We start from the raw sequence: 12,327 nt of genomic DNA, 5'->3' as shown, positions 1-12,327 counted from the left end.
CTGTCGTTTTGGGGGCGCATAACGACAAGAACTGCGAGCTAGTTGGGGCGGGGCGGCCTGTCACAATCGTTTTGTTCGTATTGATGCTCACACCTTCGCCCGATTCTTAGCGTTCCTGGCGGATGGCCGGATACGGTAGGTACATGACGTCTAGCACCGCCGCCGAGTCCATTCGGTCCACCCGCAACATTCCCGCAGATATCGCCCGCTCCTGGCTCCTCGTGAACGCCATGAAGACGGAGGTTTTTGACCAGTCGGCCTCATCTCGCGCGGACGCCATCATCCTTGATATCGAGGACGCCGTTGACCCGTCCCAGAAGGACCAGGCACGGAACAACGTCATTGACTGGCTCACCGCGGGCGGTCAGGCCTGGGTCCGCATCAACGATGCGACGAGCCCCTTTTGGGCTGACGACCTCGCCGGACTCCGTGGCACGCCCGGCTTGTTGGGCGTCATGCTGGCCAAGACGGAATCCGCGGACCAGGTGACGGAATCCTTCCACCGCATGGACGGCAAGATTCCCGTGATCCCGCTGGTTGAATCTGCGCTGGGCATCGAGGAAGCCAACCACATCGCCCGTGCCCAGGGCGCCTTTCGCTTAGCCTTCGGTTCGGGCGACTTCCGCCGGGACACCGGCATGGCTGCGACGCCGGAAGCGATGGCCTACCCACGTGCCAAGCTTGTTGTCGCCAGCCGCGTGGGTAACCTGCCCGGTCCCATCGACGGCCCTACCGTCGGCACCAACCACCCGATCCTGCGCGAGCAGACCGGCATCACGGTGACCATGGGCATGACCGGCAAGCTCTGCCTGGCCATCGACCAGACCACGGTCATCAACGAAGTCATCAGCCCCACCCCCTCCGACGTCGCTTGGGCCACCGACTTCATGAACGACTTCGAAGCCAACGGCAGGGTCATTCGCGATGGTTCCGACCTGCCCCGCCTTGGCCGTGCCGAAAAGATCATGAAACTCGCCGTGGCGTTCGGGGTCCAGCCCTCCCTATAGGTCCAGCCACCGGCGCTCGCTCACTTATGTCCGGCTTTTCAGGACGCTCGCTCACTTATGGTGGCAATTCCCGGATCCCTCCTGCACAACGTGTGCGGGAGGGATCCGTCCCACACGCGCATAAGTGATGGAGCCCCTCTTCGTCAAGCTGGTTGTGAGTCATTCATTAGCTGTTGATTGAAGGAGCCGGCGGTGCCCGTTGATAACAAGGGTTTTACGCGTGAAGAGATCCGTGAGTTCATGCATGAGTATTATTTGCAGCCGCACGGGACGAGGAAGGAGTGGCTTGCCTCGACGCCCATTTCCGACTGGACGTTCCGCAGGTGGCGCAAGATGTTGGTCCAGGGCGATATCGACCGTGGTCTGATTCCGCGGGAGCATGGAGGCATGGCCCCTACAAATCGTGAGCTCTCCGCGTTTGAAAAAGCACGCTCGAAGGAAATGGCTGCCCACCGTGCCGAAGTCGAAAAACTCCAGAAGCGGGTGCAGGAGCTGGAGGATACGAATTCCGCGCTGGGAAAAGCTATCGGGCTCTTGCACGAGTTGAGCGTGCCCGAGCCCGATACAACCCAGACGAGCGCTCAGAAGGATTCGTAGCGGCCGAGAACAGTCTTGTCCTGGCGCTGCATGTGATCACCGGCTCCCAGCGGACAGCGCTCGTGCTTGCGGGCGTGTCGCGCGGGACCTGGCATTACCGGTTCAATCCCCGTCCGGCGGTGCAGGACCCGATCCACCAGGTTGACCGGGCCTACGAATGCCGGATCAGCTCCGCGCATCAGGAGCGGATCCTGGGGTTCATCCTGGCCGGTTGGGGGAAGGGCAACTCTGTTGACCATTCCTTCGCCACAGCCTGGGACGACGGCGTGCTGCTCGCTTCCAACCGCACCTGGTGGCGGATCGCGGCAGGGTACGAGGATCAGCTGGCCCGCCCAACCTTCCCGCGCAAGCGTGGCGGCAAGCGGGGTTCCGCTCAGAAGCCGGTGCTCAAGGCGACCGGACCTTGCCAGGTCTGGTCCTGGGACATCTCCGACGTCTATTCCAAGTGGCAGGGGAAGGTTTTCAAGGTGTACTCCATCATGGACATCTTCTCCCGGGAGATCGTCGGCTGGCGGGTGGAGGAACGCGAGTCCGACCACCTCGCCGCGGACATGTTCGAGACAGCCATCGCCCGGCACGGCGCCCCGGACATCGTGCATGCCGATTCAGGCCCGGCCATGAAATCAAACCTGCTCCGTGAGACCCTCACCGCCCACGGTGTGGAACTGTCCCATAACCGCCCGTACGTCTCCAACGACAATCCCTTCTCGGAGTCAGGGTTTCGCACGATGAAATACCGGCCCGGCTACCCCCGCACCTTTGACGATCTCGAGGCCGCGAGGGAGTACCTCACCGGCTATGTGCACTGGTACAGCACCGATCACAAACACTCCGGCATCGCACTGTTCTCACCCTCACAAGTCCACAACGGCTCGTGGAAAGAACTCTGGGACAAACGAGACAAAGTCCACCAGGACTACTACGAACGACACCCAGAAAGATTCCGCCAACGACCCACCACACCGGCCCCCGCCCAACACGTCGGGATCAACCTGCCCGAGACCAAAACACCCCAAAAACTAGCCCAGTGACTCCACACAGCTTGACAATTTTCGAGCGTCCCGGGAATGGACTCTAAAGGTGAGTGAGCGTCCGTCGGAGTTGAGGGCGGATCGACGGCGCTCTCCTCCACCCGACGCTCGCGCAGGTATGTTGGGTCCTGACCGGACGCTCGCGCACGTATGCGGTCAATTCCTGACCCGGAGGACTCGTTGGGCTGACGAGTGCCCTAAACTTGGGTGGTGCTGAACGAATTCTGGGCTACTGCCTCCGCCACCTACAAGACGCTGGTTTTCGGCGCGATGGGGCTTATCGCCGTCGGGATCATCCTTACGATCATCGGCAATACCTCACATAACCAAAGTCTCGCGGTGACGTCGCTGTTCGTCATCGGCCTCGGGCTCGTCCTGCATGTCGTGGCTAGGGTGGTCCGTGGGCAGCAGGTCCGCAAGAGCTTGAAGAAGTAGCGCCTTGACTCCGGAGGTGGTGATCGCCGGAGGTGGTCCTACGGGACTGATGCTGGCGGCTGAGCTGGCGCTGGCGGGGGTTGACGCCGTCATCGTCGAGCGGCGTGCCAGCCAGGGCCTCGCTGGTTCGCGCGCAGGCGGCCTGCACGCACGCACCATTGAGGTCCTCGACCAGCGTGGAATCGCTGACCGGTTCCTCGCGGAAGGAAAGACCGCGCAGGTCGCGGGATTCGCCAAGGTCTCTTTGGACATCAGCGACTTTCCCACCCGGCACAACTACGGACTTGGGCTGTGGCAGAACCACATCGAGCGCATTCTTGCCGACTGGGTCCGCGAGTTGGGGGTAACGATCCACTATGGACACGAGGTGACGGGGTTTGTGCAGGACGCGACCGGCGTCGACGTCGAACTCGCAGCCGGCCAGCGGCTGCGGGCACAGTATCTCGTGGGGTGCGACGGCGGCCGGAGCCTGATCCGCAAGGCGGCCGGAATCGAGTTCCCGGGGTGGGATCCGACCACCAGCGCCCTGATCGCCCAGGTCGAGATGGCCGAGGAGCCGCCATTGGGTATCCACCGCGATGCGTTTGGCATCCATTCCTTCGGCAGGTTGGAGTACGAGATCCGCGACGGCCAGGTGGTCTACAAGGATCATGGGCCGGTAGGGGTCATGGTGACCGAAGAGCATATCGGCCCCCTGCGCGATCCGACCCTGCGCGATCCGACCCTGAGCGATCTCAGCAAAGCGCTCATCGCCGTGTGCGGGACCGATTACGGGGTCCATAATCCCACCTGGATTTCCAGATTCACCGATATGACGCGGCAAGCGGCGGCCTATAGGGACAAGCGGGTCCTCCTGGCCGGCGACGCCGCACACGTGCATGCCCCGGACGGAGGGCAGGGCCTCAACACCGGCGTGCAGGATGCGGTGAACCTGGGATGGAAGCTGGCCCAGGTGGTCAAGCGGACATCGCCGGAAAGCCTCCTGGACACTTACCATGCAGAGCGTCATCCGGTGGCCGCCCGCGTGCTGCGCAACACCATGGCGAGTGTGGCGCTTCGCCGCCCGGACCAACGCACGAAGGCCGTGGGCGAGCTCATGGCCGAGCTCCTGAGCATGGAGGAGCCGCGCAGGCATTTCGCCGCGATGATGTCCGGCCTCGACATCCACTACGACCTCGGCGAAGGACACCCGCAGATCGGGCGCCGCATGCCCGATCTCGACGTCGTCACCGCCGACGGTCCGCGGCGGGTCTTCACCCTCCTGCACGATGCCCGGCCGGTGCTGCTCAACCTCGGCGAGCCCGGTAGCGTCGACATTACTCGCTGGTCAGATCGGGTTGATTTGATCGACGCCACATACGCTGGGACATGGGAGCTCCCCGTGCTCGGGGCGGTCACTGTTCCCACCGCCGTGTTGATCCGGCCCGACGGATATGTGGCCTGGGTGGAAGACCCGGCCCGGCAGGGCCTCGCAGATGCGCTCACCACGTGGTTCGGGCCGCCCACCGTGGCGTAGCGCACCGGCTTCCACCATCATTCCGTGCATGAGAGGACCGGTCGCAGGCCGATAGGGTTGGAGCATGACTATTAACCCCGACTTGCAGGGCCGCAGCTACCCTGCCGCAGAGGTGTACGACGTCGGCCGCGAAAAGATCCGGGAGTTCGCCCGGGCCGTGAAGGCAACCCACCCGGCCCATTTCGACGTCGATGCCGCCAAGGCCCTTGGCCACAGCGATCTCGTCGCCCCACCCACCTTCGCCATCATCGTTGCCCAGAGGGCGGATGCCCGGCTGATCGAGGATCCCGATTCGGGGATTGATTTCAGCCGCGTCGTACACGCCGAGCAGCGCTTCACGCACCACCGGCCGATCGTTGCCGGGGACCAGCTGCGCGCCGAACTGCATGTCGACGGCGTCCGGGCCATGGGCGGCGGGGCCATGATCACCACGCGTTCGGAAATCTTCGCGGTCCGCCAGGACAACCAGCGCGAAAGGGTCGCCACCACCACCTCGTCCATCCTGGTCCGCGGAGAGGGACAGTAACCATGAGCTTGAAACTTGAAGAACTCACCGTCGGGCAGGAAATCGGAAGCAGCATCATCGAGGTCACCCGCCAGGACCTCGTCAGGTACGCGGGCGCATCGGGCGACTTCAACCCGATCCACTGGAACGAAGCCTTCGCCACCGGCGTCGAACTTCCCGGAGTGATCGCCCACGGTATGTTCACCATGGGCGCCGCCGTGCAAGTGGTGAGTAACTGGGCCGGCGACCCTGCCGCCGTCGTCGACTACCAGACGCGCTTCACCAAACCGGTGCTGGTTGCCGACACCACCGGTACCGGCGAGCCTGGCGCCGTGATCGAGGTTGCCGGTGTGGTGGGAGCGCTCGACGCCGAGGCACGCACCGCGCGTATCGACCTGACGGTCACCTGTGCCGGCCAGAAGGTCCTTATGAAGTCCCAGGCCGTTGTGAAGCTGGCTTGAACCGGCGGCAACAGCCGGCACTTCGCGCCACCGCGGCGGACTTGTCGCGGTGGCGCAATGCTGTGGTGGCCGCTTACGGCGCCAGCGGCCTGGCCTTCGCTTCCTGGGTGTCGCGGTTGCCCGCGATCCGCAGCGAGCTGAACCTGACGCCCGGCACGGTTGGCCTCCTACTGATGTGCATGACCGTTGCCTCGTTCCTCTCGGTGTCCGCATCCGGGGTGATCGTCATCCGGCTGGGATCACGGCTGACCACGCGGATCGGCGGTGCCATGGTGGGCCTCGGCCTGGCCGTCGCAGGTTTTGGCACGTCCGTGCTAGCAAATCCAGTGGTTGTGGCGGTCGGATTCATGGTGATCGGCCTTGGCACGGCCAGTTGGAACACCGCGTCCAATGTCGAGGGAGCATCGCTGGAACGCGCCCTCGAGCGGCACATCATGCCCCGCCTCCACGGATCCTTCAGCCTTGGCACCGTTGCCGGCGCAGGGCTCGGTGCTTGGGCGGCTTCCGCGGGACTGCCGGTTTTCTGGCATCTCGCCGCGGCCGGCATCGTGGTCGCGGGTTCGGTGGTGACTGCGGCAGCTTGGTTCCGCGCGGACTCAACGCCAGTACCACCGGCAAAGACTCTCAAGCCCGCAAAGACGGACACCTTCGACGGTCCTTCAACGGGCCCTTTGCCTATTATCGAGCCAGGTGAACTGACACCGGCTGAACCGCTGGACAGCAAGCGCATGGTTGCCCGGGCCTGGCGCGAACGCCGTACCCTTATGCTCGGGCTGCTGGTCCTGGGACTGGCCCTGGCAGAAGGCGCAGCGGGGGACTGGGTGGCCTTGGCATTAGCCGACGGCCACGGTCAATCCGACGCCGCCGGAGCTGTGGGGTATGGAATCTTCGTGACGTTCATGACAATGGGCCGTTTTGCCGGGACCGTGGTCCTGGACCGCTTCGGCCGTGTTCCCGTGATGCGTTGGTGTTCCGCTACGGCTGTGGTCGGCCTGGCACTCTTTGTCTTCGCACCTGTGCCCTGGCTGGCCTTTGTTGCTCTCGCCATTTGGGGGCTTGGTGCTTCGTTGGGTTTCCCAGTGGGCATGTCCGCCGCTGCGGACGACCCCGCGCATGCTGCGGCCCGGGTTTCGGTGGTTGCCACAATCGGGTATGGGGCTTTCCTTTGCGGACCGCCCCTATTGGGTTTATTGGCGGAGCACTTCGGCATCCTCCACTCCTTGCTCGCCGTCCTGATCCTGCTCCTCGCGAGCTTTTTCCTGGCACCTGTCTCGCGGAAGCACACCCCGGAGTCCGTGGCAGCAGGCAATCCCCGCTAGGCTTGATTGGTGACCCAGACGATGCTCTCCGAACTGACCACGGCCGCCGTGGGTGGCCCTGCCGGCACCTTTGTGGAGGCCCGCACCGAGGCGGAAATCATCGACGCCGTCCGTTCGGCGGATGCCGCGGGCGAGAAGTTGCTCATCATCGGTGGAGGTTCCAATCTGCTGATTTCCGACGCCGGATACCCGGGCACCGTGCTCAAGATCGCTTCGCAGGGATTCACCGTCAACTCCGAAGACAGCTGCGGCGGAGTCTCGGTAGTGGTCCAAGCGGGGCACAACTGGGATGCCCTGGTCGAGCATTCCGTGTTGCACGCATGGTCCGGGCTGGAGGCGCTCTCGGGCATCCCGGGAGCCACGGGTGCCACTCCGGTACAGAACGTGGGCGCGTACGGTGCCGACGTCTCCCAGACCATCGCGGCCGTCCGTACCTGGGACCGCGAACGTAACGCCGTGCAGACCTTCACCAACTCCGAGCTCCGGTTCGGCTACCGGGATTCCATCCTCAAGCAGACCACGGTCGAGGGCTCGCCCCGCTACGTGGTTCTGACGGTTGAGTTCCAGTTGCCGCTCGGACGCATGAGCGCGCCTATCCGCTATGCAGAGCTTGCCCGGTCATTGGGAGTCGAGACGGGGAAGCGTGCGTATTCCAACGATGTCCGGCGTGAAGTCCTGCGGCTCCGCGCTTCCAAGGGCATGGTCCTGGACGCTACGGACAGGGATACGTACTCTACCGGTTCCTTTTTCACCAACCCGATTGTTCCGGCCGCTGCGGCTGCGTCCTTGCCGGAGGGGGCGCCGCAGTACCCGGCCGGGAGCGATGGCCTGGTCAAGCTTTCTGCGGCCTGGCTGATCGACCAGTCAGGATTCGGGAAGGGCTTCGGACTCGACCCCGCGAGCGTGTCAGGCGGCCGTGCCTCGCTGTCCACTAAACACACCCTGGCCATCACCAACAGGGGAGGGGCCCGCGCGGAGGACATCGTGGCGATCGCGCGCGAGGTGCGCCGCGGCGTCGTCGAACGTTTCGGCATTGAACTGCATCCGGAACCTCTGCTGATCGGCGTTTCGCTCTAGGGACTCGCGCGCTTCAGCGTTTTCCGGTGGGAAGCACTTTGTTGAGCAGTAGGAACGTTAGTCCGCAGCTGGATGCCCCCAGAAGGAAGATCTGGCTGAATGCGTTGCTCTGCGGGGATGGACCCCCGGGCGAAATCCAGCCCGCGGCGGCGAAGCCCATGACGCCGAGGAGCATGACGACGGCGGCAAGCAGGAAGCTGCGCACCTGATCCGACGCGCCTGTCTGGAAGGCTGATTCGGGATCGTCCACGTGCCGGTGGGATGACGGCTGGCATGCTGCAGCAAGGCCAAGGAGGATCGCAGCGGCGCCGGTTGCGAGCAGACCGACCGCTTGGACGGTCTGCATCGACGGGGACAATCGCACTCCCGCCCCGACTGCGATTGCCAAGCCGCAGACAAGCCCGACGGCGGCGGCGCACCAACCAGCGGCTGCTAACCGCCGGCTAAGCGGCCGCAGCAGCGGACCCAACTCACCGAACAGCATTCCCTTAGCGTAGGAGCACCTGCTGGAAGGCCCCTGTGAGCGGGATGGGAGTTCCGCTTGCCTGGCATTGAGGAGCAAAGCTGTGCGCTTTGCCGTCTTATGGTGGGCCCATGGGAGCCTCGGCAAAGATCCGTGTAACGCCCAAAGTCATGGGCAGACTGCGCGTTGCCAACCAGGGATTGCTCGGCGGCTTCAACAGCGTGGAGGAATACGTGTCCGCGATGGGAGCCATGCAGGCTCAGGACCTTGCATCGGCGTTCTGGGCGGTAGGGCAGCGTGTCCCTGGTGCTGCCTCTCGAAGGTGTTGGAAGCCTTGGAGAACGGGACGGTGGTCCGGTCATGGCCCATGCGAGGCACGTTGCACCTGGTTCCATCGCAAGATCTGCGTTGGATCCTGGCTATCACCACGGATCGGTCCATGCGTTCTGTTGCCACACGGCATCGGCTCAGCGACTTCGCGTGGTGGACGCAGATCCCCAAGGCCGAGGTCCGGGTGGCCCACGAGGCCATTCGCGGCCAACTCGTTGAGCTCGTCTTCCGGGGAACGTCCTATTGGCTTTCGCCCGCAACAGCGGCCCTGCTCGACGACGGCGTGCCGGGCTCCCGTACGGTCCTCGCCTTGCCGGGATTCGACGAATTCCTCCTGGGGTATACGGACCGCAGCCTCCTCCTCGCCGCCGAGCATTTCCAGAAGGTCGTTCCAGGCGGCAACGGTGTCTTCAAACGGATGATCGTGTCAGGCGGACAAGTGGTGGGCACGTGGTCCCGCAGCGGCACGTGGTCCCGCGGCACGGGGTCCCGCGGCATGGGCAGGGGGCCGGCGTCGAGCCCGAACCGTTCGCCCGGAAGGCCTGGCCCCGGCCGCTCGGCGGTCTTTCGAGCTGCAGGCGGCGAAGTACTTGAGGTTCATGGCGAGTTGACGGGTCCCCAACTGACTCGCATTTGTTGTCGTTATGAGCGCTCATAACGACAACAAATGCGAGTCATTTGATGAAAAGCAGGACGCCTAAAGGGTACCGGTAGCGATCTTCAACATGCGACGAAGTGGCTCGGCCGCGCCCCAGAGAAGCTGGTCGCCCACGGTGAAGGCGCTGATGTATTCCGGGCCCATCTCAAGCTTGCGGATGCGGCCCACGGGGATTTCCAAAGTGCCGGAGGCAGCCACCGGCGTGAGGAACGACATGGAGGCTTCCTTGGTATTGGGCACCACCTTGGCCCACTCGTTGTCAGCATCCAGGAGCTTCTCGATTTCGGCGACGGACAGGTCCTCGCGCAGCTTGAGCGTCAGTGCCTGGGAGTGGGAGCGCATAGCCCCGATGCGGACGCAGAGACCGTCCACGACCACATGGTCTTTGCCCGGCTTGCCGTTGCCGGTGCCGAGGATCTTGTTGGTTTCCACCCCGGCTTTCCACTCTTCCTTGGATTGGCCGTTGCCGAGGTCCGCGTCGATCCATGGGATCAGGGAACCGGCCAGCGGTACGCCGAACTGGGTGGCGTCGACGCCGGAGCGCTGCGTTGCCAGGACCTTGCGGTCGATTTCCAGGATCGCCGAGGCGGGATCGTCCAGTTCGCTGCTGACTTCGTTGTTGAGGGTGCCGAACTGCTTGAGTAGTTCGCGCATGTGGCGGGCACCGCCACCGGAGGCCGCCTGGTAGGTCATGGAGGTACCCCACTCCACCAGGTTGTTCTTGAACAGGCCGCCGAGGCCCATGAGCATGCAGGAGACCGTGCAATTGCCGCCGATGTAGTCCTTCACGCCGGCGGACAGGCCAGCGTCGATGACATCGCGGTTGATGGGGTCCAGCACGATGATGGAGTCGTCGTTCATGCGCAGCGTGGATGCTGCATCGATCCAGAGCCCGTCCCAGCCACGTTCACGGAGCTCGCCGTGGACCTGCTTGGTGTAGTCGCCGCCTTGGGCAGTGACGATGATCGGCAGCTTGGCAAGCGTCTCAAGATCGAACGCGTTCTCGAGCTTGCCCGCACTGCCTTCTGGCGTTCCAGCGAATGACGGCGAGGCACCTCCCGCGTTTGAGGTGGAGAAAAATACCGGGTTGATGTTGGCGAAGTCGCCTTCGTCCTGCATGCGCTGCATCAGGACGGAGCCGACCATGCCACGCCAACCGACCAGTCCAACGGACGGATTAGCTGCTGTAGTCATTGAACTAGTTTAGGCTTTCGCTGCTCCCAGCCGCTCTCGGTTACGTCACGGGGACCCAACTGACTCGCAGTTGTTGTCGTTTTGAGGGCTCATAACGACAACAACTGCGAGTTACTTGGGAAAGTTGTCGGGTTCTTGGAGGATCGCCGCTTTGCGGGCGCGAAGTGCGTAGAACGCGCCGAAAGCGAAGACCTGGGTCACCAGCACCAGGACGATGACCCCCAGGATCTTGTTGCCGCCCAAGATCATGGTGAGGCCGATGATCGCGGACAGCAGCGCGAAGAGCGGCAATAACATGTAGCCCAGTACGAACAGGGTCTCGGGTTTCTTCAGCATTCTCAGTCTTCCGTCCGGCGCCACGTGGCGATCCGGTAGTTGGTGCCGTTCTTGGAGGTCAGCCAGCCTTCCGCGGGCTGCGTCGACACAAGATTCCAGGCGTCGCTGAACTCCGGAGCGAAAGTGTCGCCGTCAATGTCCGCATCGATCACGGTGACTACTGCGACATTCGCGATGTCCATGGACTGCCCGTAGATTTCGCCGCCGCCAATGATCCAAACGTTCTGGCCGCCCGGGGCGAACTGGGACTCGAGAAGGGCGGCGTCAAGGGAGGAGACGACGACGGCGCCGCTCGCTTCGGGCGAGTCGGCCCAGCTCTGCTGCCGGGTCACCACGATATTGGTTCGGCCCGGCAGGGGACGGTACTTTGCAGGGAACGACTCCCAGGTCTTGCGGCCCATAATGACCGGATGCCCAGTTGTTAGCGTGCTGAAGTGCTTCAAGTCTTCGGGGACGTGCCAGGGCATGGTCCCGCCCTTGCCGATCACGCCGTTACCGGTCTGTGCCCACACCAAACCGATACCGTTGATTGCTTCCGCGGTCTCACCGGAGGACGCCGACTCCGGGGGAGTTTCGAGAGTGCTCATACTGCCACTGGTGCCTTGATGGAGGGATGGTGCCGGTACCCGACCACGTCGAAATCCTCGAAGGCGTAGTCGAAAATCGAGGAAGGCTTGCGGTTGATGCGCAACTGAGGGTACTCGTAGGGTTCCCGGGAAAGCTGCTCCGTGACTTGCTCGACGTGGTTGTCGTAGACGTGGACATCCCCGCCGGTCCAGACAAAGTCGCCAAGCTCAAGACCCAGCTGCTGGGCAACCATGCAGGTCAGCAATGCGTAGGAGGCGATATTGAAGGGGACGCCCAGGAACATGTCGGCGGAACGCTGGTACAACTGGCACGATAATCTGCCGTCGGCAACGTAGAACTGGAAGAACGCGTGGCACGGCGGCAAGGCCATGTCCTTGATCTCGGATACGTTCCATGCCGAGACGATGTGTCGTCGGGAGTCCGGGTTGGCGGCCAGGTTCTTCATGAGTTCGGCGATCTGGTCAATGTGCCCGCCGTCGGGTGTTGGCCAACTGCGCCACTGCACCCCGTACACCGGACCAAGCTCCCCATCGGCATCTGCCCATTCATCCCAGATGGTGACGCCCTGCTCCTGGAGCCACTTCACGTTGGATTCGCCACGGAGGAACCACAAGAGTTCCAGCGCCAGCGATTTGAAGTGCACTCGCTTCGTCGTCATGAGCGGGAAACCCTGGCTCAGATCGAAGCGCAGCTGGCGGCCGAAAACGCTCCGCGTGCCGGTACCCGTGCGGTCCGACTTGTGCGTGCCGTTGGCCATGACGTCACGCAGGAGGTCTTCATAGGGGGTTGGGATGCTCACGCAACCAGCTT

General features: G+C 63.6%; 15 protein-coding genes. 10 read left to right on the top strand and 5 right to left on the bottom strand.

The genetic code is table 11. The features are described 5' to 3' along the window. Positions 1-143 precede the first annotated feature (143 nt). The 9 genes from A3M3_RS0103350 to A3M3_RS0103310 all read left to right on the top strand — a co-directional run bounded on the left by A3M3_RS0103350 (position 144) and on the right by A3M3_RS0103310 (position 7,948). Positions 144-1,007, top strand: coding sequence for an HpcH/HpaI aldolase/citrate lyase family protein (locus A3M3_RS0103350; protein ID WP_028265152.1), 864 nt, complete (start codon positions 144-146; stop codon positions 1,005-1,007). 192 nt (positions 1,008-1,199) lie between these two features. Then, positions 1,200-1,604 carry a hypothetical protein gene (locus A3M3_RS0103345; protein ID WP_231497171.1) on the top strand — a complete coding sequence of 135 codons (405 nt, stop codon included), beginning with the start codon at positions 1,200-1,202 and terminating at the stop codon, positions 1,602-1,604. A 32-nt stretch (positions 1,605-1,636) separates the two neighbouring features. Then, complete coding sequence (locus A3M3_RS0103340; RefSeq protein ID WP_197023106.1) at positions 1,637-2,635, top strand: DDE-type integrase/transposase/recombinase; 999 nt, start codon at positions 1,637-1,639, stop codon at positions 2,633-2,635. A gap of 210 nt (positions 2,636-2,845) precedes the next feature. Beyond that, positions 2,846-3,070, top strand: a complete 225-nt coding sequence (locus A3M3_RS0103335; protein WP_028265149.1) for a DUF3188 domain-containing protein — start codon at positions 2,846-2,848, stop codon at positions 3,068-3,070. Positions 3,071-3,074: 4 nt separating this feature from the next. Beyond that, positions 3,075-4,586, top strand: a complete 1,512-nt coding sequence (locus tag A3M3_RS0103330; RefSeq protein WP_028265148.1) for an FAD-dependent monooxygenase — start codon at positions 3,075-3,077, stop codon at positions 4,584-4,586. A gap of 64 nt (positions 4,587-4,650) precedes the next feature. Further along, the gene (locus tag A3M3_RS0103325; RefSeq protein ID WP_028265147.1) at positions 4,651-5,112 is read left to right on the top strand and encodes an FAS1-like dehydratase domain-containing protein; all 462 of its coding nucleotides are present in this window, start codon (positions 4,651-4,653) and stop codon (positions 5,110-5,112) included. 2 nt (positions 5,113-5,114) lie between these two features. Then, positions 5,115-5,552 (top strand): MaoC family dehydratase, encoded by a 438-nt coding sequence (locus A3M3_RS0103320; protein ID WP_028265146.1) that lies wholly within the window; start codon positions 5,115-5,117, stop codon positions 5,550-5,552. Next, the gene (locus A3M3_RS0103315) at positions 5,549-6,871 is read left to right on the top strand and encodes an MFS transporter (RefSeq protein WP_028265145.1); all 1,323 of its coding nucleotides are present in this window, start codon (positions 5,549-5,551) and stop codon (positions 6,869-6,871) included. The genes A3M3_RS0103320 and A3M3_RS0103315 overlap by 4 nt, the downstream gene beginning before the upstream one ends. Before the next feature lie 9 nt (positions 6,872-6,880). Continuing rightward, a complete protein-coding gene (locus A3M3_RS0103310) occupies positions 6,881-7,948 on the top strand; it encodes a UDP-N-acetylmuramate dehydrogenase (protein WP_028265144.1) in 1,068 nt (355 codons plus the stop codon). A 13-nt stretch (positions 7,949-7,961) separates the two neighbouring features. On the opposite strand, the gene A3M3_RS0103305 is transcribed toward A3M3_RS0103310, so the two are convergent. Then, positions 7,962-8,432: a hypothetical protein gene (locus A3M3_RS0103305; protein WP_028265143.1), complete on the bottom strand. Its 471-nt coding sequence runs from the start codon at positions 8,430-8,432 to the stop codon at positions 7,962-7,964. 418 nt (positions 8,433-8,850) lie between these two features. Between A3M3_RS0103305 and A3M3_RS29355 the strand changes: the two genes are divergently transcribed. Further along, positions 8,851-9,399, top strand: coding sequence for a DNA glycosylase AlkZ-like family protein (locus tag A3M3_RS29355; protein WP_331280369.1), 549 nt, complete (start codon positions 8,851-8,853; stop codon positions 9,397-9,399). 39 nt (positions 9,400-9,438) lie between these two features. Here the strand turns inward: A3M3_RS29355 and asd are convergent, their stop codons facing one another. From asd to A3M3_RS0103280, 4 genes are all read right to left on the bottom strand, one after another. After that, positions 9,439-10,593 (bottom strand): aspartate-semialdehyde dehydrogenase, encoded by a 1,155-nt coding sequence (asd, locus tag A3M3_RS0103295; RefSeq protein WP_028265142.1) that lies wholly within the window; start codon positions 10,591-10,593, stop codon positions 9,439-9,441. Between the two features lie 111 nt (positions 10,594-10,704). After that, positions 10,705-10,929 (bottom strand): NF038396 family protein, encoded by a 225-nt coding sequence (locus A3M3_RS0103290; RefSeq protein WP_028265141.1) that lies wholly within the window; start codon positions 10,927-10,929, stop codon positions 10,705-10,707. Between the two features lie 2 nt (positions 10,930-10,931). Continuing rightward, a complete protein-coding gene (locus A3M3_RS0103285; protein WP_028265140.1) occupies positions 10,932-11,516 on the bottom strand; it encodes a dihydrofolate reductase in 585 nt (194 codons plus the stop codon). Then, positions 11,513-12,316 carry a thymidylate synthase gene (locus tag A3M3_RS0103280; protein ID WP_028265139.1) on the bottom strand — a complete coding sequence of 268 codons (804 nt, stop codon included), beginning with the start codon at positions 12,314-12,316 and terminating at the stop codon, positions 11,513-11,515. The genes A3M3_RS0103285 and A3M3_RS0103280 overlap by 4 nt, the downstream gene beginning before the upstream one ends. Positions 12,317-12,327: the final 11 nt, after the last annotated feature.

The sequence above is a fragment of the Arthrobacter sp. MA-N2 genome (assembly GCF_000517125.1).
GTDB lineage: Bacteria > Actinomycetota > Actinomycetes > Actinomycetales > Micrococcaceae > Arthrobacter > Arthrobacter methylotrophus.
Note: the sequence above shows the minus strand (reverse complement) of the source record. Positions and strands in the feature narration are given on the sequence as shown.

Excerpts from the sequence above, each read along its gene's own strand:
- A3M3_RS0103350 (WP_028265152.1), top strand. The coding sequence starts at position 144 with ATGACGTCTAGCACCGCCGCCGAGTCCATTCGGTCCACCCGCAACATT.
- A3M3_RS0103325 (WP_028265147.1), top strand. The coding sequence starts at position 4,651 with ATGACTATTAACCCCGACTTGCAGGGCCGCAGCTACCCTGCCGCAGAG.
- A3M3_RS0103320 (WP_028265146.1), top strand. The coding sequence starts at position 5,115 with ATGAGCTTGAAACTTGAAGAACTCACCGTCGGGCAGGAAATCGGAAGC.
- A3M3_RS0103305 (WP_028265143.1), bottom strand. The coding sequence starts at position 8,432 with ATGCTGTTCGGTGAGTTGGGTCCGCTGCTGCGGCCGCTTAGCCGGCGG.
- A3M3_RS29355 (WP_331280369.1), top strand. The coding sequence starts at position 8,851 with ATGCGTTCTGTTGCCACACGGCATCGGCTCAGCGACTTCGCGTGGTGG.
- asd (WP_028265142.1), bottom strand. The coding sequence starts at position 10,593 with ATGACTACAGCAGCTAATCCGTCCGTTGGACTGGTCGGTTGGCGTGGC.
- A3M3_RS0103290 (WP_028265141.1), bottom strand. The coding sequence starts at position 10,929 with ATGCTGAAGAAACCCGAGACCCTGTTCGTACTGGGCTACATGTTATTG.
- A3M3_RS0103285 (WP_028265140.1), bottom strand. The coding sequence starts at position 11,516 with ATGAGCACTCTCGAAACTCCCCCGGAGTCGGCGTCCTCCGGTGAGACC.